The following is a 22,463-nucleotide window of genomic DNA, read 5'->3' on the forward strand; positions in this document are numbered from 1 at the left end:
GCGTGAGCGCGGTCCGACACACACAACCGGTGAAGGACAAGCACTCATGACGACGCCCACCATCGAGCTCAAGCCCTCCTCCAGCCCGCTGTCCGACGCGGAGCGCGAGGCGATCCTGGCCAACCCGGGATTCGGCCGCCACTTCACCGACCACATGGTCACCATCCGCTGGACGGAGGGGCGGGGCTGGCACGACGGGCAGCTGGTGCCCTACGGCCCGCTCTCCCTCGACCCGGCGACGAGCGTCCTCCACTACGCCCAGGAGATCTTCGAGGGCCTGAAGGCCTACCGCCGTCCCGACGGTTCGGTCGCCACCTTCCGCCCCGACGCCAACGGCCGCCGCTTCCAGTTCTCCGCGCACCGCCTCGGCATGCCGGAGCTCCCGGTCGAGACCTTCATCGAGGCCTGTGACGCCCTGGTCCGCCAGGACGCGGCGTGGGTGCCGGCGCACGGGGGCGAGGAGTCCCTCTACCTGCGTCCGTTCATGATCGCCACGGAGGTCGGCCTCGGCGTCCGGCCGGCCAACGAGTACCTCTTCGTCGTCATCGCCTCCCCGGCGGGCGCCTACTTCCCGGACGGCGTCAAGCCGGTCGCGATCTGGGCCTCCGAGGACCGCGTCCGCGCCGTCCCCGGCGGCGTCGGCGACGCCAAGACCGGCGGCAACTACGCCGCCTCCCTGCTCGCCCAGGCCGAGGCCGCCGAGAAGGGCTGCATCCAGGTCGCCTACCTCGACGCCGTCGAGCACAAGTGGGTCGAGGAACTGGGCGGCATGAACCTGTACTTCGTGTACGGGAACAAGATCGTCACCCCGACCCTCACCGGCTCGCTGCTCGCGGGCATCACCCGCGACTCGCTGCTCCAGGTCGCCCGCGACCTGGGCTACGAGTCGGAGGAGGCCCGCGTCTCCATCGACCAGTGGCAGGCGGACGCCGCGGACGGCAGCCTCACCGAGGTCTTCGCCTGCGGCACCGCCGCCGTCATCACCCCCGTCGGCACGGTCAAGTCCGCCCGCGGCGAGTGGCACCACTCGGGCGGCGAGCCCGGCGAGGTCACCATGAAGCTGCGCGAGGCCCTGCTCGCGATCCAGACCGGCAAGGCCGAGGACACCCACGGCTGGGTCCACGAGCTGGGCAAGTAGGCGGCGGGGAAGACCGGCTAGGACTCCGAGTCCACCAGGACGCCCGGGACGGTCTCCGTCCCGGGCGTCCGCCGTGCCGGGGACGGCGTCAGCACCGCGTACAACGCGCCGCCGACGATCCCCGAGAAGACGAAGCTGCAGTCGATCCCGCCGGTCAGCGCGAGCAGCGGGCCCTCGTAGAGCGGCGTGGACACCGCCGCCAGGCCGACCGCCGCGCCGATCGCCCAGGAGGCGGTGGCGCGCGGGTGCCAGCCGGCCGCGTACCAGTAGACGCCGCCGCGCGAGCGCCGGTTGTAGACCTGGAGCGCCTCCGCGTCGTACCGGCCCCCGCAGCGCACGTGCCCGATCAGGGTGATCACCGCCCAGGGCGTGCCGATCGCGGTGAGCAGCAGCACGAACGAGGTCATCGCGGTCTGCGCGTCCGAGGCGAAGTGGCCGAGGAAGACGAAGGCGGTGGCCACCGCCGCCACGACCAGCGTGGCCCGGGCCCGGGTCGCCCTCGGCAGGATCGCGTCGAGGTCCAGGCCCATCGAGTAGAGCATGAGACCGGCGTTGCCGACCGAGCCGGCGGTCGCCGCGATCAGCAGCGGGACCAGGTACCAGACAGGCGAGGCCGCGACCAGCGGCCCGGCGTACTCCACGCCGCCGCGGGCCGCCAGCGCCGTGTACGTGCCGAAGAGCTGAGGGATCAGCAGGCCGACGACGAGGCCCAGGCAGGTGGCGCGCCAGACCTTCTTCGGGCTGTGCTTCGCGGGCGAGATGTAGCGGGTGTAGTCGCCGAGCAGGGTGATGAACGCGACCGGCCCGCTGAGCCCGGCCGCGACCGCGGCGAGCAGCCAGGTCGGCCAGAACGAGCCCAGCAGATACGGGGTCTCCGGCACCGCGGCGGTGGTGAAGTCACCGGCGTACGCGACGAGTCCGAGCCCGAGCAGCAGGGTCATGCCGATGGCGAGGGCCTGGCTCAGCTTCAGCAGCAGGCGGTAGCCGTAGACCGCGCCGACCACGGTGAGCGCGGCGAGCAGGGCGTACACGAGGGTGTGCGCCAGACCGCCGGTCGGCAGGCCGACCAGGCGCTCCAGGGTGCCCACCATCACGTCGCCGCCGATCCACAGGGTCAGCGCCGTGTAGCCGAGCGACAGCAGCAGGCCCACCACCGAGCCGACGAGCCGGCCGCGGACGCCGAAGAAGGCGCCGGAGGAGGTGGAGAGGTTGGTGGCGGTGCGCAGCGAGATCAGCGCGAGCGGGGCGGTGACGGCCACGCCGACGAGCGTGCCGGTGACGACCGAGGTGACCGAGGCCCACAGGCCGAGCCCGAAGGACACCGGCAGCCAGCCGAAGACGATCACGCCGAGGCAGAGGTTGGAGCCGAGCAGGATCGAGACGAGGTCGCGCGGACCGCTGGTGCGTTCCGCTTCGGGGATGGTGTCGACTCCGCGCTGTTCTATCGCCATGGGGTCTCCTGGGGGAGGGGCGGGGCAGGGGGGGCGTGGGGGGTGAATTTAGAGCGACGCTCAATGTGACCCACGTGAACTACGGACGTCAATGTTTGGAACCTGTGGTTCCAGCATTTAGAGTGTCGCTCAAACAGGAGGTGTTTGGCACGTGCGACTGACCCCCACGGAACGCGACCGGCTGCTGCTCTTCGGTGCCGCCGAGCTCGCCCGCGCCCGCCGGGCGCGGGGTCTGCGGCTCAATGTCCCCGAGGCGACCGCGCTCATCGCGGACACCGTCTGCGAGGCGGCCCGCGACGGCAAGCGACTCGCCGAGGCGATCGAGGCGGCCCGATGCGTCCTCGGCCCCGAGGACGTCCTGCCGGGCGTCGCGGACGTCGTCACGGAGGTCCACGTCGAGGCCGTCTTCGACGACGGTTCACGGCTCGCGGTGGTCTCCGCGCCCATCGGCGGCGGCTCCCTCGGGGAGCGGGCGCCGGGCGCGCTGCTGCCGGGGCCCGAGCACGCCGACCGCGAGCCCGACCTGCTGCTCCGGGTCCGCAACACGGCGGCGGTGCCGGTCAGCGTGACCTCGCACTTCCATTTCTTCGAGGCGAATCCGCGTCTCGCGTTCGACCGTGCGGCGGCGTACGGGATGCGGCTGGCGATTCCGGCGGGTGCGTCGTTCCGTTTCGACCCGGGTGGCGAGGCCGAGGTGGGTCTGGTCCCGATCGGGGGTGCGCGGGTGGCGATCGGTTTCGCGGGTCTGGTCGACGGTCCGCTCGACGCCCCGGGGGCGAAGGAGGAGGCCCTGCGCAGGGCCGCGGCCTGCGGCTACCTGGGCGCCGGACCCGGTGCGCCGGGCACGCCGGACGGCCCCGGCACGTCCGCCGCCCCGGGCGCGCCTGGTGCGTCCGGCACGTCCGCCGACCCCGGCACGCCCGGTGACGCGTCCACCGAGGAGGAGAGCTGATGGATCCCTACGAGTACGCCTCCGTGCACGGACCCCGTGCCGGCGACCGGGTCGTCCTGGGCGACTCCGGCCTCGTCGTCCGGGTCGAGTCCGACTCCCAGAGGCCCGGCGACGAGTTCCTGGCCGGCTTCGGCAAGACCGCCCGCGACGGACTCCTCCTGAAGGCCGCCGCGGTCCGCGAGACCTGCGACGTCGTCATCAGCAACGTGCTGGTGATCGACGCCGTCCTGGGCATCCGCAAGGTGTCCATCGGCATCCGCGAGGGACGCATCCACGCGATCGGCCGGGCCGGCAACCCCGACACCCTCGACGGCGTCGACGTCGTCGTCGGCACCGGCACCTCGATCGTCTCCGGCGAGGGCCTGATCGCCACCGCCGGTGCCGTGGACACCCATGTGCACCTGCTGTCGCCGCGGATCATGGAGGCCTCGCTCGCCAGCGGCGTCACCACCATCATCGGCCAGGAGTTCGGCCCCGTCTGGGGCGTGGGCGTCAACTCCCCCTGGGCGCTGCGGCACGCCTTCAGCGCCTTCGACGCCTGGCCGGTCAACATCGGCTTCCTCGCGCGGGGTTCGTCCTCGGACCCGGCCCCGCTGGTGGAGGCCCTTGCCGAGGGCGGCGCGTCCGGTTTCAAGGTGCACGAGGACATGGGCGCCCACACCCGGGCCCTGGACACCGCCCTGCGGGTCGCCGAGGAACACGACGTGCAGGTCGCGCTCCACAGTGACGGGTTGAACGAGTGCCTGTCGGTCGAGGACACCCTGAGCGTCCTGGAGGGGCGCACGATCCACGCCTTCCACATCGAGGGCTGCGGCGGCGGACACGTACCGAACGTCCTGAAGATGGCGGGCGTGCCGAACGTCATCGGCTCCTCCACCAACCCCACGCTCCCCTTCGGACGCGACGCGGTCGCCGAGCACTACGGCATGATCGTCTCCGTCCACGACCTGAAGACCGACCTGCCCGGCGACGCCGCCATGGCACGCGACCGGATCAGGGCCGGGACGATGGGCGCGGAGGACGTCCTGCACGACCTCGGCGCCATCGGCATCACCTCCTCCGACGCCCAGGGCATGGGCCGCGCCGGCGAGACCGTCCGACGCACCTTCGCCATGGCCGGCAAGATGAAGGCCGAGCTCGGCCCCCTCGAAGGCGACGGCGCGCACGACGACAACGCGCGCGTGCTCCGCTACATGGCCAAGCTGACCATCAACCCGGCGATCGCCCACGGCCTCTCCCACGAGATCGGCTCCATCGAGGTCGGCAAGATGGCCGACCTCGTGCTGTGGCGGCCCGAGTACTTCGGCGCCAAGCCCCAGATGGTGCTCAAGTCCGGCTTCCCCGCGTGGGGCGTCACCGGCGACCCGAACGCCGCCACCGACACCTGCCAGCCGCTCGTCCTCGGCCCGCTGTTCGGCGCCCACGGAGCGACCCCGGCCGACATCTCGGTCGCCTTCGTCGCCCAGGCCGCCGTCGACCTCGGCTCCGACCGGATGCCGACCCGCCGCCGCCGCGTCCCCGTGCGCGGCACGCGCGGCATCGGCCCGGGGAACCTGCTGCTCAACTCCCGGATCGGCGACGTCCAGGTCGACGGCCACAGCGGCCTCGTCTCGCTGGACGGCTCCCCGATCCGCTCCGAGGCGGCCGAGTCCGTCTCCCTCAACCGCCTCTACTTCCTCTGACCCGCTAGGACCGCAGCCCATGACGTACCGCATGCCCGCCGAGTGGACCCGCCACGAGCGCACCTGGATGGCCTGGCCCAGCCCCAACCCGACCTTCACCGACGCCGAGGAGCTCGCCGAGGCGCGGACCGCCTGGGCCTCCGTGGCCCGCGCCGTGCGCCGCTTCGAGCCGGTCACCGTGGTGGTCGGCCGAGGCGACGCCGACTCCGCCCGCGCCCTCCTCGGCGCGGACGTCGACCTCGTCGAGCGCGAGCTGGACGACGCCTGGATGCGCGACATCGGTCCGACCTTCGTCACCGACGGCACCCGCCTGGCCGCGGTCGACTGGGTGTTCAACGGCTGGGGCGGCCAGGACTGGGCGCGCTGGGAGCACGACTCCAAGATCGCCCGCCATGTCGCCGACGCGGCCGGCGTCCCGGTCCTGTCCTCCCCGCTCGTCAACGAGGGCGGCGCGATCCACGTCGACGGCGAGGGCACGGTCCTCCTCACCGACACCGTCCAGCTCGGCCCGGGCCGCAACCCCCAGTGGACCCGCCTCCAGGTCGAGGAGGAGATCCACGCGAAGCTGGGCACCACCAAGGCGATCTGGCTCCCGCACGGCCTGGCCGGCGACTACGGCCTGTACGGCACCCAGGGCCACGTCGACATCGTCGCCGCGTTCGCCCGCCCCGGCACCGTCCTGGTCCACAGCCAGCAGGACCCGGCCCACCCGGACCACGGGCGCTCCCGGCTCTACGTCGACCTCCTGCGCGGCCAGACCGACGCCCAGGGCCGCCCCCTGGAGGTCATCGAGGTCCCGGCCCCGACCGTCCTGAAGGACGAGGAGGGCGACTGGGTCGACTACTCGTACATCAACCACTACCTGTGCAACGACGGCGTGGTCCTCTGCGCCTTCGACGACCCGCACGACGAGGTCGCGGCGGAGATCTTCCGCGGTCTCTTCCCGGAGCGGGAGGTCGTGCTGGTGGACGCGCGCACGATCTTCGCGGGTGGTGGGGGCATCCACTGCATCACGCAGCAGCAGCCGGCGGTCTGAGCGGTCCGGCGCCCGGCCCGCCCCCGCGGAAAACGGGTGGTGCGGGCCCGGTCGGGCGCCCTAGGATGATCGTCAAGGGCGGGGTCGTAGCACAGAGGTAATGCGCCGCGATGGCATCTCGGAGGACGCCGGTTCGAATCCGGTCGCCCCGCCCCCTTCTCTCCCCGGCCGGTCCGCCTTCGGGCACGGACCCCTCGGCCGGATCATGTAGAACGTACGAGTGAGTCAGAGCAACGACCCGACCCCCCACCCCCGCCGCCGCAACCAGGCCGCCCCGCCCCGCGAGGACGTGCTCGCCGCCGCCATGGACACCATCGCCGAGCGCGGGCTCGACGGGCTGACCATGGCCGGGCTCGGGCGCCAGGTCGGGATGAGCAGCGGGCACCTGCTCTACTACTTCCGCACCAAGGACGAGCTGCTGCTGCGCACCCTGGAGTGGAGCGAGGGGCGGCTCGGCGCCGAGCGCAGCGCGCTGCTGTCCGGACCGGGGACCGCACGGGAGCGGCTCGACGGCTACGTGGACGTGTACGTGCCGGTGGGGCCGCGCGACCCGCACTGGACGCTGTGGCTGGAGGTCTGGAACCGGTCGCAGAACGCCGACGACGACGCCCGGGCCCGGCAGGCCGCCATCGAGGGCGCCTGGCACCGGGACCTGGTGGCGATCCTGGCCGAGGGCGTCTCGCGCGGTGAGTTCCGGGCCGTCGACCCGGACCGCTTCGCGCACCGGATGCGGGCCCTCCTGGACGGCTTCAGCGTCCACGTCGCGGTCGGCATCCCCGGCACCGGACGGGAGCAAGTCCTGGGCCACGTAAGGGAGTTCGTCGAGCAAACCCTGATCGCGCGATCTTAAGGCACGTAAGTACTCCCGATCGTTGTGCGGTGCGGCCTTGTTGGCGACGCGCTTCCTCCGGCACGGTTCCTGCCCATGGGACGAGAGCACTGGAAGAAGATCTGGGTCGGTTCTGCGGGCAACATGGTCGAGTGGTTCGACTGGTTCGTCTACGCCAGCTTCGCGACCTACTTCGCGGGGGCGTTCTTCCCCGAGGGCAACGACACCGCCAAGCTGATGAACACCGCCGGCATCTTCGCCGTCGGCTTCTTCATGCGCCCGGTCGGCGGCTGGCTCCTCGGCCGGGTCGCCGACCGCAAGGGCCGCAAGACCGCGCTGACCCTCACGGTGACGCTGATGTCCGCCTCGGCCGTCCTCATCGCCGTCGCCCCCACCTACGCCGTCGCCGGATACGGCGGCGCGGCCGTCCTCCTCGTCGCCCGCCTGCTCCAGGGGCTCTCCGTCGGCGGTGAGTACGCCGCCAGCGCCACCTACCTCACCGAGGCCTCCGCCCCGGAGCACCGCGGCTTCGCCTCCAGCTTCCAGTACGTGTCGATGACGGCCGGCCAGATCGTCGGCCTGGGGCTCCAGATCGTCCTCCAGCGCACCATGTCCGCCGAGGCCCTGCACAGCTGGGGCTGGCGCATCCCCTTCATCGTCGGCGCCCTCGGCGCGGGCGTCGTCTTCTACCTGCGCCGCACCATGCTGGAGACCGAGGTGTACGAGGAGTCCGCCGACTCCGGGGTCGCCCGCGGCGAACAGGGCACCCTCAAGGCGCTGTGGGCGCACCGGCGCGAGGCCTTCCTGGTCGTCGCGCTCACCATGGGCGGCACCGTGGCGTACTACACGTACACCACCTATCTGACGAAGTACCTGTCCAACTCCGCCGGGCTGCCCAAGCAGACCGCCACCCTGGTCTCCTTCTGCGCGCTGATCGTCTTCGCCTGCCTCCAGCCGCTCGCCGGCCGCCTCTCCGACCGGATCGGGCGCCGCCCGCTGCTCATCACCTTCGCGGTCGGCTCCACCCTCCTGACCGTCCCGATCATGACGATGCTCCGGCACGCGGGCTCCTTCTGGCCGGCCCTCGGCCTCTCCCTGCTCGCGCTCGTCGTGGTCACCGGCTACACCTCGATCAACGCCTGTGTGAAGGCCGAACTCTTCCCGACCGGCATCCGCGCCCTCGGCGTCGCCCTGCCGTACGCGATCGCCAACGCCCTCTTCGGCGGCACGGCCGAGTACGTGGCGCTCTGGTTCAAGGACGCCGGGATCGAATCCGGCTTCTTCTGGTACGTGGCGGGCTGCGCGGCGGTCTCGCTGGTCGTCTACCTCACGATGCGCGAGACCCGCGACATCGACCTGGGCCGGGTGGGCGGCGCCGTGCCGTCCCAGCGGGCCGACGGACCGGAGAAGGCGTCCGCCGCGGCGTCCTGAGCCGACGGCCCGGGCGCGCCGCCCGGCGCGCGGCCGCGACGTCGCGGCCCGGGCCGGCTCTCCGAGCCGGCCCGTGGACCGGTCGCCCGCATGCTGAGATCCCGCCCCGTTCGGCCACCGGGCTGTGGCAGACTGCGGGCGTGCTCGCTACCACCATGATTATCGGCAGCAGCGCGCCGGTCCGCAGTGGCCGCTGACGCGTGGAACAACCCCCACGCAGGCGGACACCGTGCCCCAGACCCGCGCGCAGACCTCTCGCACCCGCGAGGGGTTTTTTCGTTTTCCGGCCCCACCACCGCCGAAAACGGACCGCGCGTGAGAATGGGGGCAAGTGGATCCAGACTTCCGGAGCCACATCCGACAGGAGCCATCACAGTCATGACCACGGAGAACGGCGAGAGCCCGCGCCTCGACGACAGCTTCCATGTCTTCGACACCACGCTGCGCGACGGCGCCCAGCGCGAAGGAATCAACCTCACCGTCGCGGACAAGCTGACGATCGCGCGGCACCTCGACGACTTCGGCGTCGGCTTCATCGAGGGCGGCTGGCCCGGCGCCAACCCGCGTGACACCGAGTTCTTCGCCCGCGCCCGGCAGGAGATCGCGTTCAAGAACGCGCAGCTCGTCGCCTTCGGCGCCACCCGCAGGGCCGGCGGCAGCGCCGCCGAGGACCCGCAGGTCAAGGCGCTGCTCGACTCCGGCGCCCCGGTGATCACCCTCGTCGCCAAGTCGCACGACCGGCACGTCGAGCTCGCCCTGCGCACCACCCTCGAAGAGAACCTGGAGATGGTCCGCGACACCGTCTCCCACCTGCGCGCCCAGGGCCGCCGGGTCTTCGTCGACTGCGAGCACTTCTTCGACGGCTACAAGGCCAACCCCGGCTACGCCAAGGACGTCGTCCGCACCGCGCACGAGGCCGGCGCCGACGTCGTCATCCTCTGCGACACCAACGGCGGCATGCTGCCCGCCCAGGTCCAGGCCGTCGTCGCCACCGTCCTCGCCGACACCGGCGCCCGGCTCGGCATCCACGCCCAGGACGACACCGGCTGCGCCGTCGCCAACACCCTCGCCGCGGTCGACGCGGGCGCCACCCACGTCCAGTGCACCGCCAACGGCTACGGCGAGCGGGTCGGCAACGCCAACCTCTTCCCCGTCGTCGCGGCCCTGGAGCTGAAGTACGGCAAGACGGTGCTGCCCGAGGGCTCCCTCCCCGAGATGACCCGGATCTCGCACGCCATCGCCGAGGTCGTCAACCTCACCCCCTCCACCCACCAGCCGTACGTGGGCGTCTCCGCCTTCGCCCACAAGGCGGGCCTGCACGCCTCCGCCATCAAGGTGGACCCCGACCTCTACCAGCACATCGATCCCGAGCTCGTCGGCAACACCATGCGGATGCTCGTCTCCGACATGGCCGGCCGCGCCTCGATCGAGCTCAAGGGCAAGGAGCTCGGCGTCGACCTGGGCGGCGACCGCGCGCTGGTCGCCCGGGTCGTCGAGCGGGTCAAGGAGCGCGAGCTCAAGGGCTACACGTACGAGGCCGCCGACGCCTCCTTCGAGCTGCTGCTCCGCGAGGAGGTCGAGGGCCGGCCGCGCCGCTACTTCCGCACCGAGTCCTGGCGCGCCATCGTCGAGGACCGCCCGGACGGCACCCACGCCAACGAGGCCACCGTGAAGCTGTGGGCCAAGGGCGAGCGGATCGTCGCCACCGCCGAGGGCAACGGCCCCGTCAACGCCCTCGACCGGGCCATCCGGGTCGCCCTGGAGCGGATCTACCCGCCGCTGGCCAAGTTCGGCCTCGTCGACTACAAGGTGCGCATCCTGGAGGGCCGCCACGGCACCGAGTCCACGACCCGGGTCCTGGTCACCACCAGCGACGGCAACACCGAGTGGGCGACCGTCGGCGTCGGCGGCAACGTCATCGCCGCCTCCTGGCACGCCCTGGAGGACGCCTTCACCTACGGGCTGCTCCGGGCGGGCATCGACCCGGCCGAATAGCCCCTCTATGTCCTGTTCGGTGCCGTTCGGGTAGCGTCGAACCATGAGGACCAGGGCGATACCCGTATGGTCGGCCCTCGCCGGGCTGACGCTTCTGCTGCTCCTGGTCCTGGCCCCCTCCGCGGGGGCCAGGGCCACGGGCCTCTCCGACGCCGCCGCCGCCCTGAAACAGGGCCCGGTGTACGTGGACCCCGCGGCCGCCGCCCAGCTGTCGAAGGCCGACGCGGACGCCCTCGCGAAGAAGATCAAGGACGCGGACAAACCGCTGTTCGTGGCGGTGCTCCCGGCGAACGCCCAGTTCCCGCCGGAGAACCTGCTGCGCAACCTGCGCACCGAGACCGGCGTGACCGGGCTCTACGCCGTACGCCTCGGCGACGGCTTCAACGCGGCCGCCGACCGCTCCGTGATGTCCCGCGACGCCGTGGGCAACCTCGTCACCGACGTACGGCAGCCCGGCGTCGACGCGAAGACCGAGCTGAACAACTTCGTCGACCAGGCCCTGCCCACGATGCGCGGCTCCGCCCCCGCCACCTGGGGCGCCACCGGCTCGGGCTCCGGCGGCGGCGTCCCGGTCGGCGGGCTGATCGCCCTCGGCGCGGTCGTCGTGGCCGGCGGTGCCGGCCTGTACGCGGTGTCCCGCCGCAAGCGGCTCCGCAAGGAGGCCGAGGAGCGCGCCGCCCTCGACCGGCTGCGGGTCGTCGTCGACGAGGACATCACCGCCTTCGGCGAGGAGCTGGAGCGGCTCGACTTCCACCCGGCCGAGGCCGGCGCCGACGACACCATGCGCGGCGACTACGAGCGCGCCCTCGACTCCTACGACCGGGCCAAGTCCCAGATGGACGCGGCCACCCGCCCGCACGAGGTGCGCGGGGTCACCCAGGCCCTGGAGGACGGGCGCTACTCGCTCGCCGTTCTCGCCGCCCGCCGCGAGGGGCGGGCGCTGCCCGAGCGCCGCCCGCCCTGCTTCTTCGACCCGCGCCACGGCCCCTCCACCGAGGACCGCACCTGGACCCCGGCCGGCGGCGGCGCCCGCGAGGTCCCGGTCTGCGCCGCCGACGCGGCCCGCCTGGACGACGGGCTCGACCCGCAGGCCCGCACGGTCGAGACCGACGGCGGGCGCCGCCCCTACTGGGAGGCGGGACCCGCGTACGGCCCCTGGGCGGGCGGCTACTTCGGCGGCGGCATGCTGCCCGGCCTGCTCGTCGGCACCATGCTCGGCTCCATGCTCGCCACCCCGGCCTACGCCGCCGAGTACGGCGGCGGCGACTTCCAGGGCGGGGACTTCTCCGGGGCCGACTTCGGCTCCGGCGACTTCGGGTCGAGCGACTTCGGTGGCTTCGACGGCGGCGGTGGCGGCTTCGACGGGGGCGGCGGTTTCTGACCGTCCGGACCGCTCCGGCGACGGACCGCCCCCGCGTCCGCCGCTGCCCCGCCCCCGTCAGACCAGCGGCTTCACCGACATCAGCAGATGCCGGTGGGTCCCGCCCTCCCCGTCCGTGATCAGCGCCCGCTGGCCGGGGCCGAGCAGCTGGAGGCGCAGCTCCGTGGCGTCGAAGGAGCTCAGGGCGTCGAGCAGATAGCCCGGGTTGAAGGCGACCGTCAGCGACTCCGCGCCGGTGAGCGTGGCCGAAAGCCGCTGGGAGGCGATGTCGTCCTCGTACCCCGCCTGGAGGTGGACGCCGGTCGCGTCGAAGGTCAGCTGGACCGGGCTGTCGCCCTCGGCCACCACCGCGACCCGCTTCACCGCCTCGACCAGCGGCGCCCGCCCGGTGACGGCCACCGCGTGCTCGCCGAGCGTGAACAGCTTGTCGTGCCGGGGGAGCCGCCCGTCCAGGAGCCGGGTGGTGGTCCGCATGCCGCCGCTCTCGAAGCCGATCGAGCCGTGGTCGAGGGCGAGCCGGAGCGGCCCCGCGCCCGCGAGGGAGCGGGCGATCTCGGTGAGCCGGCGCGCCGGGACCACCACGTCGGCGGCCTCGGCGCCGGCCGAGGGCGCCTCCTCCGGCGTCCACTCCAGGGTGCGCACCGCGTACCGGTAGCGGTCCGTGGCGGCCAGGGTCATCGTCGTGCCGTCCAGGCCGAGCCGTATCCCCGTGAGCACCGGCAGCGCGTCGTCCCGCCCGGCCGCCACCGCCACGTGTCCGACGGCCGCCGCGAAGGCGTCCGCGTCCACCGTGCCGCGCAGCGCGGGCAGCGCGGGCGGGGCCGGGTGGTCGTCCAGGGGCAGCAGCGAGAGCCCGAACCGGGCGTCGCCGCCGGTCACCGAGAGCCGGGCCCCCTCGACCGCGCAGCCCACCGTCCCGGCCGGCAGCACCTTGCAGATGTCGAGCAGCCTGCGCCCGAGCACCAGGGCGCGCCCGTCCCGCAGGGTGTCGGCGTCCACCTCGATCCGGGCGGACGCCTCGTAGTCCAGCCCGGAGACGCGCAGCCGGCCGTCGGCGGCCTCCAGGAGCAGGCCGCCGAGGACGGGGACGGGGGAGCGGGCGGGCAGCACCCGGGCCGCCCAGGCGACGGCGTCGGTCAACAGGCCGCTGTCGATACGGAATTCCATGCGGCCGACGCTATCGCCGGGCACTGACAACGGCGGGAATCCCGCCCGGACCTTGATCGTTCTGTCCTGTGCAGGCGATGCGGAGCGGTCCATCGCGCCATGACGAGGGGGAGAGTGCGATGAGCGAGGTCCACGGCGAGGTCCACGGCACGGTGGCGCCCGGATTCGAGTCCGTACGGGAGGAGTTCGCCGGCGTCGTCGCCGACGAGGCGCGGGACGGCGGCGCCCAGCTCGCGGTCTACCACCGCGGCCGGCGGGTGGTGGACCTGTGGGGCGGCGACGGGGTCGACGGCGACTCGCTGCTCGCCCTGTACTCGTCCAGCAAGGGCGCCACCGCCCTGGTCACCGCCCTCCTCGTGCAGGAGGGCGCGCTCGAACTCGACCGCGAAGTGGCCTCCTGGTGGCCGGAGTTCGCCGCCGAGGGCAAGGGCGGAGTCACCCTGCGGGAGCTCCTCGCGCACCGGTCCGGCTCGATCGGTGTCGACGGCGGCTTCACCCTGGACGAGCTCGCCGACGACCGGGTGGTCGCCGCCCGGCTCGCCGCCCACCGCCCGTACTGGGAGCCCGGCACCGGGCACGGCTACCACAGCCTCACCTTCGGCGCGCTGGTCGGCGAGGTCGTGCTGCGGGCCACGGGTCGCACGGTCCGGGAGCACTACGAGGAGCGGATCCGCGTCCCGTACGGGGTGGACTACCACCTCGGTCTGCCCGAGGCGCTCGAAGCGCGCTTCCGCACGGCCCTGCCGATGCTGCCCACCCCGGACCAGCAGGACTTCCTCGACGCGCATCCGACCGTCCCCGACAGCCTGATGGGCATCGCGTTCGGCCTGCACGCCGATCCGCCGCTCGACCTCGTCGCGTACGGCAACTCCCGGGCCGTGCTGGCCGGGGCGCCGCTCTCCGGCGGCGGCGTCGGCAGCGCGCGCGGGCTCGCACGGATGTACGCGGCGGTGGCCGGCGAGCTCGACGGCCGGGCGCCGCTCCTGAAGCCCGACACCCTCGACGTGTTCTCGCGCGTCCACTCCAGCGGCACGGACCTGGTCCTCGGGGTCCCCCACGACTTCGCCCTCGGCTTCGCCCCGCTCGCCACCCGCCACCCGGAGCTCGGCGCGACCGCGGTGGGTCACAGCGGCGCCCCCGGCTCCCAGTCCTTCGCCGACCCGAGCCGGGCCCTCGCGTACAGCTACACCCGCCGCCGCTTCGCCTTCCAGGGCGGCCCCGGCGCGCCCGAGAACGCCCGTCTGGTCACCGCGGTGGCCGCGGCGGCCGACCGGCAGGGGTCCTAGACCGCGAGACCGCGAGACCGCGAGACCGCGAGACCGCGAGACCGCGAGACCGCGAGACCGCGAGGCCCCGGGCCCAGGGGCCCGGCCCCCGCCCGCAAGGCCCCCGGAAACGCCGAGCGCCCGCCTTCCGCAACAGCGGAGAGGCGGGCGCGCTCGTTGTCCGGGCCGGACGGCGGGTGACGGGCCGGACGGCGGTGCGGGGGCGGAGCCCCGGGGATCAGGCGGCGTTCTTGATGGCGGAGATGTCGAAGTTCAGCTTGACCTTGTCGCTGACCATGACGCCACCGGTCTCCAGGGCCGCGTTCCAGGTCAGGCCCCAGTCGGAGCGCAGGATCTCGGCGTTGCCCTCGAAGCCGACCCGCTCGTTGCCGTAGACGTCGGTCGCGGTGCCGTTGAACTCCAGGTCGATGGCGAGCGGCTTGGTGACGTCCTTGATGGTCAGCTCACCGGTGACGCGGTACTTGTCGCCGCCCAGCTGCTGGGCCTGCGTGGAGCGGAAGCTCATCAGCGGGAACTGCTCGGCGTCGAAGAAGTCGCCGCTGCGCAGGTGCCCGTCACGGTCGGCGATGCCGGTGTCGATGGAGGCGATCTTGACGTCGATGGCGGCGGTGGAGGAGGCCGGGTCCGAGCCGTTCAGCTTCAGCGCGCCCTCGTGCTCCGCGAAGCTGCCGCGGACGTTGGTGACCATGGCGTGGCGGACGGTGAAACCGATGCTGCTGTGGGCCGGGTCGATCGTGTAGTCGCCGGTCAGGGCGGCGAGGGCCGGGTCCACGGGGAGGGTGGCGGTGGCGGTGGTGGCGGTCTCGTTGTTCCTGCGGCCGAAGATGCCCATGACGTGCTCCTTGATCAGATTTCCCGGCGGGGGTGGGGCCGGATCCCGTGTTGTTGAACCTTCAACGAGAACGACGATAGACCTATTCCGTTCAACTTTCAACATCTCCGGAAAGTGTTCACCCGCACGACCCCGACGCCCTCTGGCGGACGCGCGTAGAACTGCGGCACCATCTCCCTGCGCGCCCAGCGCCACCGCACCACCTGCACAGCCGTCCCCAACCGTCACGGTCATCAGCAGGAGGCACCCCGCATGCAGCCCGTCACGCAGCCCCGTACGCCGTCCCGCAGGACGTACCGCTCCGTCCTCACCGCTCTCGCGCTGCTCCTCGGCGCCCTCTTCGCCCCCGGCTTCGGCGCCCTGTCCACCGCCGGCGACGCCCACGCCGCGGTCACGGTCACCAAGATCAGCCACGCGACCGCGACCTCGATGTTCCGCTCCTCCGGGATCACCTGGTCCTCGTCCGGCGGCTGCTCGGACCGCTCCAACCCCACCTGCACGTCCTTCGAGCAGCTCAACCTCGCCACCGCCCAGGGCGCCCAGACCCTGAAGAGCGCCAGCGGCTGCGCCCTGAACATCACCGGCGGCACCGAGACCGGCCACGCGAGCGGCACCTACTCGCACTGGAACGGCTACAAGCTGGACCTGGCCAAGGCCACCTGCGTCACCAACTACGTCAAGAACACGTTCACCTACATCGGCCTGCGCGGTGACGGCGCCCCGCAGTGGAAGTCCGGCGCCGGCAACGTCTACGCCGACGAGGGCAACCACTGGGACGTGACCTTCTACAACTGCGGCGGCTGCTGAGCCACCGGCTCCACTTGGACTAACCGGAGGGGGTTGTTGGACTGGCGGGGCCGTCGGCGGACGATCTCGTTGACGCTGCTCCGCCACCCGGGCCAACTGGTGCGCATGTCGCACCCACACCCTCCCTCCGCCGCGCGGCGGCTGCGCACGATCTGTGCGCTGGCCGCCGCCACCTCCGCCGTCCTCGCCCTGGCCGGACCTGCCCGCGCCGGCACCGAGGACCCGCGGGCGACGGCCGCCACCGCGCTCATCGGGTCCGCCCGGCTCTCCGTCGCCGTCGCCGAGGACTTCCCGCGCGTCCTCTCGTACACGGACCGCGCCACCGGCGCCCGGCTGCTCGGCAGCACCGCCCCCGTCACCCAGGTCGTCCTCAACGGCACCGCGTACGCCGTCCGGACCACCGGCGCGCCGGTCCTGACCCGTGACTCCGCCGCGTACACGCTCGGCTTCCCCGACCTGCCCGGGGTCGAGATCGACGCCCGGCTGAGCGTCGACGGCCGGGCCACCACCTTCCGGGTCACCGCGGTCCGCGACACCGAGGCCTTCCGGGTCGGCACCCTCGACATCCCCGGCCACGACCTGGTCTCCGTCGGCTCCGCCGACCCCGGCGCGGAGACCGCGTTCACCCGGCTCGACCCCGACTCCACCCGCACCGCCGACGTCTTCGCGAAGGTCACCGACGCCACTCCGGCCGAGCCGGGCGCCGTCGGCGCCACGTACGCGATCGTCAACACCGGGCGGCTCGCCGCCGCCGTCGAGTCCAACTCCTCCTACGACAAGCCCTCCGGCGCCTCCGCCCGCGACGGCGCCCGCCTCTGGCACCAGGCCCGCAGGACCGGCAGCGAGACCCGGGTCGGCGTCTGGTCCGGCCAGTGGACCTACCGCGGCGCCGGCGCCCCCGCGCCCGAGAGCGGCGACGCCCTGCCCTGGGCGAAGGTCGTCGTCACCCCCGACGCCAACGGCGACGGGCGCACCGACTGGCAGGACGGCGCCGTCGCCTTCCGCACGATCGGCACCAAGGCCGCGGGCAGCGAAGGGACCCCCGACCGGGTGGTCGCCCACATCCCGTTCAACTTCGCCTCCCAGGCCACCCACCCCTTCCTGCGCACCCTCGACGACGTCAAGCGGATCTCGCTGTCCACGGACGGGCTGGGCCAGTTCGCCCTGCTCAAGGGATACGGCTCCGAGGGCCACGACTCCGCCCACCCGGACTACGGCGGCAACTACAACAAGCGCGCCGGCGGCCTCGCCGACCTCAACACCCTGCTGCGGGAGGGCCGGAAGTGGGGCGCGGGCTTCGGCGTCCACATCAACGCCACCGAGTCGTACCCCGAGGCGAAGAACTTCAGCGAGACCCTCGTCGACGCGTCCAAGCCCGGCTGGAACTGGCTCAACCAGAGCTACTACATCGACCAGCGCCGGGACGTGAACAGCGGCGACCTCGCCCGCCGCCTCCAGCAGCTCCGCGACGAGACCGACCCCAACCTGTCGGCCCTCTACCTCGACGTCTACTACACGCACGGCTGGATCGCCGACAAGACGATGCAGGCCGTGCGGGCCCAGGGCTGGAACGTCGCCACCGAGTGGTCCGAGAAGTTCGAGCGGGACTCCCTCTGGTCCCACTGGGCCAACGACCTCGACTACGGCGGCGCCACCAACAAGGGCCTCAACTCCCGGATCATCCGCTTCATCCGCAACGGCGAGAAGGACGTCTGGAACGACCACCCGGTCCTCGGCCAGACCGCCCTCGTCGACTTCGAGGGCTGGACCGGCGAGACCGACTACTCCGCCTTCACGGCCAACATCTGGCAGCGCAACCTGCCCGCCAAGTACCTCCAGCACCAGCGGATCACCCGCTGGGACGGCGACGACATCACCTTCACCGGCGGGGTGCGCGGCACCCTGGAGAACGGCCGCCGCACCTTCTACGACGACGGCCGCAAGGTCCTCGACGGCGACGCCTACCTGCTGCCCTGGTCCGGCGGGAGCAAGCTGTACCACTACAACAAGACCGGCGGGACCACGCGGTGGGCCGTCCCCGGCACCGGCTCGTACACCGTCTACCGGCTCACCGACAACGGGCGCGTGAAGACCGGCACCGTCCGGCCGGTCGACGGGCACGTCACCCTGGACGCGGCCGCCGGGCAGCCCTACGTCCTCTACCCGGACCGGGCGCCCGGGCAGCGCGCCCCCCGCTGGGGCCAGGGCACCCCCGTCGAGGACCCCGGCTTCAACGACGCCGGGCTGCGCTCCTGGACGAAGACCGGCACCGTCGCCCGGGACACCGACGCCCAGGGCCGCACCAGCGCCCGGCTCACCGGCGCCGCCACCGCCTCCGTACGCCAGCGGGTCGGCGGCCTCACACCCGGCGCCCGCTACACCGCCTCCGCCCTGATCGAGGTCGAGGCCGGGAAGACCCGGCCCACCACGCTCTCCGTCGGCGGCCGGTCCGTCACCGTCGAACGCTCGGTCCTGGAGGACCGGGTCGCCGCCTCGGACTGGAACGGCACCCGCCTCCAGCGCGCCAAGGTCACCTTCACCGCCCCCGCCACCGGTGCCGCCGCCCTCGCGATCGAGGCGGCCGGCGGCTCGCCGGCCACGGTCCGCGTCGACGACGTCCGGATCGTGGCCAACGCTCCCGCGAGCCGGGCGGGAGCCCTCGTGTACGAGGACTTCGAGGCCGTCGACCAGGGCTGGGGACCCTTCCTCAAGGGCGACGCGGGCGGCACCACCGACCCGCGCACCCACATCGCCCAGCTGCACGCCCCGTACACGCAGGCGGGCTGGAACGGGAAGCTCGTCGACGACGTGCTCGACGCGACCGCCGGCGCCGAGTCCCTCAAGTCGCACGACGAGAACAGCGGCCTGGTCTACCGGACCGCCCCCTGGACCGTGCCGATGAAGGACGGGCACAGCTACCGCGTCGCCTTCGCCTACCAGTCCAGCCACGCCGGCGCCTACGAGTGGGTCACCGGCTACGACCGCACGAGCGGACCGGGCGCCCCCGTCGAGACCCGCAGGACGCCGATCGGGCAGCAGAGGACGACCGGGCACTTCGCCGAGACCGTCACCGCCGGCTGCGGCGACACCTGGACCGGCCTGCGCAAGCGCGCCGACGCCCCCGACGGCGCCGACTTCGTGCTCGACGGCTTCACCGTGACCGACCTCGGCCCGGCCGCCGAACGCCCCGCCTGCGGCACCCTCGGCGTCACCGCGCCCGAGACGCTGGAGCCGGGCCGCGCGAACACCGTCACCGTCACCTTCGGCAACGACGAGGCCGCCGAGGTCTCCGGAGCCCTCGCCGCGCTCACCCTCCCCGACGGCTGGACCGCCGAGCCCGCCGGGCCCGTCGCCCTCGCCCCGGTCGCCCCGGGCGCGCGGACCACCGCCACCTGGCGGGTCACCCCGCCGGTGGACGCCCCCTACCGGCCGTACGAGCTCAACGCGAGCGTCGCGTACGAGACCGGCGGCGGGCCCCGGAGGCTCACCGCGGCCACCACCGTGCGCACCCTGCCGCCGCCGCCCACCGCCGACAGCTGGGCCAGCGACCTCGACTGGACCTCCGCGAGCAACGGCTGGGGCCCCGTCGAGAAGGACCTCTCCAACGGCGAGACCGGCACCGGCGACGGCAGCCCGCTGCGCGTCGGGGGAGTGGCCTACGCCAAGGGCCTGGGCAGCCACGCCCCGGCCACCGTCCGCTACTACCTGGGCGGCCGGTGCACCTCCTTCACCGCCGAGGTCGGCGTGGACGACGTCCAGACCAGCCGCGGCTCGGTCCGCTTCTCGGTGCTCGCCGACGGGACGGAGAAGGCGGCTTCCCCGGTCCTCAGGGCGGCCGACCCCGCCTGGGCGCTCACCGCCGACGTCACCGGGGCCGCCTACGTCGACCTGGTCGTCGGGGACGGCGGCGACGGCAACGGCAACGACCACGCCGACTGGGGGAGCGCGCGGTTCCACTGCGGCGGCTGAACCCGCACAGGCCCGACAGGCCAACGTAGAAAGCGTTTGCTGTGCTCGTTGATTGCGTCGGGCGACGGGTGTTACACCAGGCGCCAACCGGTCCCCACCTCTTCCCCCGGGAGGCTCCCGTGCCCGTCCCCTCCGCAAGCGGCTGGACCCGCCGCACCTTCCTCGGCGCCACCTCCGGCGCCGCGGCCGCCCTCGCCCTCGCGCCCCACGCCCAGGCCGCCGAGACGGCCGAGGGCGAGTTCGAGGCCCTGCGGCTCCGCTGGCTCGACCTCCAGCTCGGCTCCGGCTACGACGCCGGGGCCGAGCCCTACGCCTCCCGGCTCGCCGAGACCGGCACCCTCGCGCGCGGCTTCCGCGCCGCCATGGCGCCCGCCGCGAACTCCCTCTGGCCCGACGCCCCCTTCGACCCGCCCGCCGGCATCACCCAGGGCTACGGGCGGCTGTGGACGATGACCCAGGCGTACCTCCAGGACGGCACCGGCTCCACCGGCGACCCGGGCCTCCTCGCCGACGTCCTGCGCGGCCTCGACCACCTCTCCGAGCGCGTCTACCACTCCGGCACCACCCGCTACGGCAACTGGTGGGAGTGGCAGATAGGCGCCCCGCGGCTCCTCATGGACATCGTCGCCGCCCTCCACCCGCTGCTCGGCGCCGACCGGATCGCCGCCGCCTGCGCCGCCGTCGACCACTTCGTCCCCGACTCCGCGATCGGCGCCTACACCGGCACCTCCACCGGCGCCAACCGGGTCGACCTGTGCCGCTCGGTCGCCCTGCGCGGCGTGCTCGGCGCGAACCCCGCCAAGCTGGCCCTCGCCCGCGACGCCCTCTCGCCCGTCTTCCCGTACGTCACGAAGGGTGACGGCCTCTACGCCGACGGCTCCTTCGTCCAGCACACCTGGGTCGCCTACTCCGGCACCTACGGCCAGGTCATGCTCGACGGCCTCGGCCGGCTCTTCACCCTGCTCGCCGGCTCCAGCTGGGAGGTCACCGACCCCCACCGGCAGATCATCCTCGACAGCGTCGAGCACGCCTACGCGCCCCTCATCCTCGACGGCCTGATGATGGACAGCGTCAACGGGCGGGCCGTCAGCCGCGGCTACCTGAAGAGCGACGAGCGGCGGATCATGCGCTCCGACCACTTCCACGGGCAGGGCCTCATCGCCGCCATCGCCCTGCTCGCCGGCGGCGCGAGCCCCGCCGAGCGGACCCGCTGGCACGCCCGCGTGAAGGGCTGGATCGAGCGCGACACCGTCTCCCCGGTCCTGGCCGCCCGCCAGTTCGGCGTCGCCGACCTCGCCCGGCTGCACGCCATCGCCGCCGCCCCCGCCCCGGCCGCGCCCGAACCCACCGGGCACCGCCTGTTCGCCGCCATGGACCGGGCCGTGCACCGGCGCCCCGGCTGGGCCGCCAACATCGCCATGGCCTCCGAGCGCATCGCGTACTACGAGTGCGGCAACGGCGAGAACCCGCGCGGCTGGCACACCGGGGCCGGGATGCTCTCCTGGTGGACCCCGGGCCGGGGCGACCAGTACACCGACTGGTTCTGGCCCACCGTCGACCCCTACCGGCTGCCCGGCACCACCGTCTCCACCAAGCGCCTCGCCGACCGCGCCGGCGGCGAGTGGGGCGCCGCCCGGCCGGCCGTGAAGTGGGTCGGCGGAGCCACCGACGGGGAGTTCGCGGCCGTGGGCCAGCACCTCAAGGGCCTCGGCTCCACCCTGGAGGCCCGCAAGTCCTGGTTCTGCGCCGCCGACACCGTCATCTGCCTGGGCGCCGGGATCACCGCGCGCGACGGCGTCCCCGTCGAGACCGTCGTGGACAACCGCCTGCTCGGCGAGGGGGGCGCCCCTCCCGCCGAGGACCGCGGGGCAGGCACCCAGGCCCTCACCACCGGCGACGGCTGGGCCCACCTCGAAGGCCACGGCGGCTGGGTCTTCCCGGGCGGCACCGGGGAGCTGCGCACCCTGCGCGAGGACCGCACCGGTGCCTGGAGCGACATCAACACCACCAGCTCCACCGAGCGCCGCACCCGCCGCTACCAGACCCTCTGGCTCGACCACGGCACCGACCCGACGGGCGCCTCGTACGCCTACCTCCTGATGCCGGGGGCCTCGCCGCGCACCCTCGCCGCCCGCGCCGCCGACCCCGGCTGGCTGCGGATCCTCGCCAACGACGCCGCCCGGCAGGCCGTCGCCGTGCCGTCCCTCGGACTGACGGCGGCCTCCTTCTGGCAGGCCGGTACGGTGGACCGGCTCACCGTGTCCGCCCCCGCGAGCCTGCTGCTGCGGCGGCGCCGTTCCACGGTGACGCTGCGGGTGAGCGAGCCGGTGCGCTCGGGGCAGCCGTTCGAGCTGGTCTGGGACCGCCCGGTGCGCGCGGTGCTCACCCACGACGCCGCGGTCGAGGTGCTCGCCACCGGTGCGGCGCTGCGCTTGCGGATCACCCCCGGTACCGCGGGAGCCACCCACCGTTGCGATGTGCTTGTGTAGAAAACCTACAATCACCTG

15 protein-coding genes and 1 tRNA gene are annotated in these 22,463 nt (G+C 73.3%); 13 read left to right on the forward strand and 3 right to left on the reverse strand.

The window, feature by feature from the left end:
• Positions 1-46: 46 nt before the first annotated feature.
• A complete protein-coding gene (locus OG309_RS26785) occupies positions 47-1,138 on the forward strand; it encodes a branched-chain amino acid aminotransferase (RefSeq protein ID WP_329424504.1) in 1,092 nt (363 codons plus the stop codon).
• Positions 1,139-1,155: 17 nt separating this feature from the next.
• Here OG309_RS26785 and OG309_RS26790 read toward each other — a convergent pair whose 3' ends face one another.
• Positions 1,156-2,589 (reverse strand): cytosine permease, encoded by a 1,434-nt coding sequence (locus tag OG309_RS26790; RefSeq protein ID WP_329424505.1) that lies wholly within the window; start codon positions 2,587-2,589, stop codon positions 1,156-1,158.
• Positions 2,590-2,740: 151 nt separating this feature from the next.
• Here OG309_RS26790 and ureA point away from each other — a divergent pair, with 151 nt between their 5' ends.
• From ureA to OG309_RS26830, 8 genes are all read left to right on the forward strand, one after another.
• The gene (gene ureA, locus OG309_RS26795; protein WP_329424507.1) at positions 2,741-3,541 is read left to right on the forward strand and encodes an urease subunit gamma; all 801 of its coding nucleotides are present in this window, start codon (positions 2,741-2,743) and stop codon (positions 3,539-3,541) included.
• Positions 3,541-5,223, forward strand: a complete 1,683-nt coding sequence (locus OG309_RS26800) for an urease subunit alpha (RefSeq protein WP_329424509.1) — start codon at positions 3,541-3,543, stop codon at positions 5,221-5,223. The genes ureA and OG309_RS26800 overlap by 1 nt, the downstream gene beginning before the upstream one ends.
• A 19-nt stretch (positions 5,224-5,242) precedes the next feature.
• Positions 5,243-6,259: an agmatine deiminase family protein gene (locus tag OG309_RS26805; protein ID WP_329424510.1), complete on the forward strand. Its 1,017-nt coding sequence runs from the start codon at positions 5,243-5,245 to the stop codon at positions 6,257-6,259.
• A 78-nt stretch (positions 6,260-6,337) separates the two neighbouring features.
• Positions 6,338-6,412 (forward strand) — tRNA-Ala (locus OG309_RS26810).
• A gap of 151 nt (positions 6,413-6,563) precedes the next feature.
• Complete coding sequence (locus OG309_RS26815; protein WP_329428551.1) at positions 6,564-7,109, forward strand: TetR/AcrR family transcriptional regulator; 546 nt, start codon at positions 6,564-6,566, stop codon at positions 7,107-7,109.
• A 75-nt stretch (positions 7,110-7,184) separates the two neighbouring features.
• Complete coding sequence (locus OG309_RS26820; RefSeq protein ID WP_329424512.1) at positions 7,185-8,519, forward strand: MFS transporter; 1,335 nt, start codon at positions 7,185-7,187, stop codon at positions 8,517-8,519.
• 378 nt (positions 8,520-8,897) lie between these two features.
• Positions 8,898-10,514 (forward strand): citramalate synthase, encoded by a 1,617-nt coding sequence (gene cimA / locus OG309_RS26825; RefSeq protein WP_329424513.1) that lies wholly within the window; start codon positions 8,898-8,900, stop codon positions 10,512-10,514.
• A gap of 43 nt (positions 10,515-10,557) precedes the next feature.
• Positions 10,558-11,895, forward strand: coding sequence for a hypothetical protein (locus tag OG309_RS26830; protein WP_329424515.1), 1,338 nt, complete (start codon positions 10,558-10,560; stop codon positions 11,893-11,895).
• A 57-nt stretch (positions 11,896-11,952) separates the two neighbouring features.
• On the opposite strand, the gene dnaN is transcribed toward OG309_RS26830, so the two are convergent.
• Positions 11,953-13,062, reverse strand: a complete 1,110-nt coding sequence (gene dnaN / locus OG309_RS26835) for a DNA polymerase III subunit beta (protein ID WP_329424516.1) — start codon at positions 13,060-13,062, stop codon at positions 11,953-11,955.
• 119 nt (positions 13,063-13,181) lie between these two features.
• Here dnaN and OG309_RS26840 point away from each other — a divergent pair, with 119 nt between their 5' ends.
• Positions 13,182-14,348 (forward strand): serine hydrolase domain-containing protein, encoded by a 1,167-nt coding sequence (locus OG309_RS26840; RefSeq protein ID WP_329424518.1) that lies wholly within the window; start codon positions 13,182-13,184, stop codon positions 14,346-14,348.
• A 217-nt stretch (positions 14,349-14,565) separates the two neighbouring features.
• On the opposite strand, the gene OG309_RS26845 is transcribed toward OG309_RS26840, so the two are convergent.
• Positions 14,566-15,180, reverse strand: coding sequence for a YceI family protein (locus OG309_RS26845; protein WP_329424520.1), 615 nt, complete (start codon positions 15,178-15,180; stop codon positions 14,566-14,568).
• Positions 15,181-15,432: 252 nt separating this feature from the next.
• Here OG309_RS26845 and OG309_RS26850 point away from each other — a divergent pair, with 252 nt between their 5' ends.
• The 3 genes from OG309_RS26850 (at position 15,433) to OG309_RS26860 (ending at position 22,445) form a co-directional block, all read left to right on the forward strand.
• Positions 15,433-15,987 carry a hypothetical protein gene (locus OG309_RS26850; protein WP_329424522.1) on the forward strand — a complete coding sequence of 185 codons (555 nt, stop codon included), beginning with the start codon at positions 15,433-15,435 and terminating at the stop codon, positions 15,985-15,987.
• Positions 15,988-16,092: 105 nt separating this feature from the next.
• Positions 16,093-19,956 (forward strand): endo-alpha-N-acetylgalactosaminidase family protein, encoded by a 3,864-nt coding sequence (locus tag OG309_RS26855; RefSeq protein ID WP_329424523.1) that lies wholly within the window; start codon positions 16,093-16,095, stop codon positions 19,954-19,956.
• A gap of 119 nt (positions 19,957-20,075) precedes the next feature.
• The gene (locus OG309_RS26860; RefSeq protein WP_329424525.1) at positions 20,076-22,445 is read left to right on the forward strand and encodes a polysaccharide lyase 8 family protein; all 2,370 of its coding nucleotides are present in this window, start codon (positions 20,076-20,078) and stop codon (positions 22,443-22,445) included.
• The last annotated feature ends 18 nt before the right edge of the window (positions 22,446-22,463 follow it).

Source organism: Streptomyces sp. NBC_01268, from assembly GCF_036240795.1.
In the GTDB taxonomy this organism is placed as follows: Bacteria; Actinomycetota; Actinomycetes; order Streptomycetales; family Streptomycetaceae; genus Streptomyces.

Coding starts and splice junctions, on each gene's coding strand:
- OG309_RS26785 (WP_329424504.1), top strand. CDS start 47: ATGACGACGCCCACCATCGAGCTCAAGCCCTCCTCCAGCCCGCTGTCC.
- OG309_RS26790 (WP_329424505.1), bottom strand. CDS start 2,589: ATGGCGATAGAACAGCGCGGAGTCGACACCATCCCCGAAGCGGAACGC.
- OG309_RS26800 (WP_329424509.1), top strand. CDS start 3,541: ATGGATCCCTACGAGTACGCCTCCGTGCACGGACCCCGTGCCGGCGAC.
- OG309_RS26805 (WP_329424510.1), top strand. CDS start 5,243: ATGACGTACCGCATGCCCGCCGAGTGGACCCGCCACGAGCGCACCTGG.
- OG309_RS26815 (WP_329428551.1), top strand. CDS start 6,564: ATGGACACCATCGCCGAGCGCGGGCTCGACGGGCTGACCATGGCCGGG.
- OG309_RS26820 (WP_329424512.1), top strand. CDS start 7,185: ATGGGACGAGAGCACTGGAAGAAGATCTGGGTCGGTTCTGCGGGCAAC.
- cimA (WP_329424513.1), top strand. CDS start 8,898: ATGACCACGGAGAACGGCGAGAGCCCGCGCCTCGACGACAGCTTCCAT.
- OG309_RS26830 (WP_329424515.1), top strand. CDS start 10,558: ATGAGGACCAGGGCGATACCCGTATGGTCGGCCCTCGCCGGGCTGACG.
- dnaN (WP_329424516.1), bottom strand. CDS start 13,062: ATGGAATTCCGTATCGACAGCGGCCTGTTGACCGACGCCGTCGCCTGG.
- OG309_RS26840 (WP_329424518.1), top strand. CDS start 13,182: ATGAGCGAGGTCCACGGCGAGGTCCACGGCACGGTGGCGCCCGGATTC.
- OG309_RS26845 (WP_329424520.1), bottom strand. CDS start 15,180: ATGGGCATCTTCGGCCGCAGGAACAACGAGACCGCCACCACCGCCACC.
- OG309_RS26850 (WP_329424522.1), top strand. CDS start 15,433: ATGCAGCCCGTCACGCAGCCCCGTACGCCGTCCCGCAGGACGTACCGC.
- OG309_RS26855 (WP_329424523.1), top strand. CDS start 16,093: ATGTCGCACCCACACCCTCCCTCCGCCGCGCGGCGGCTGCGCACGATC.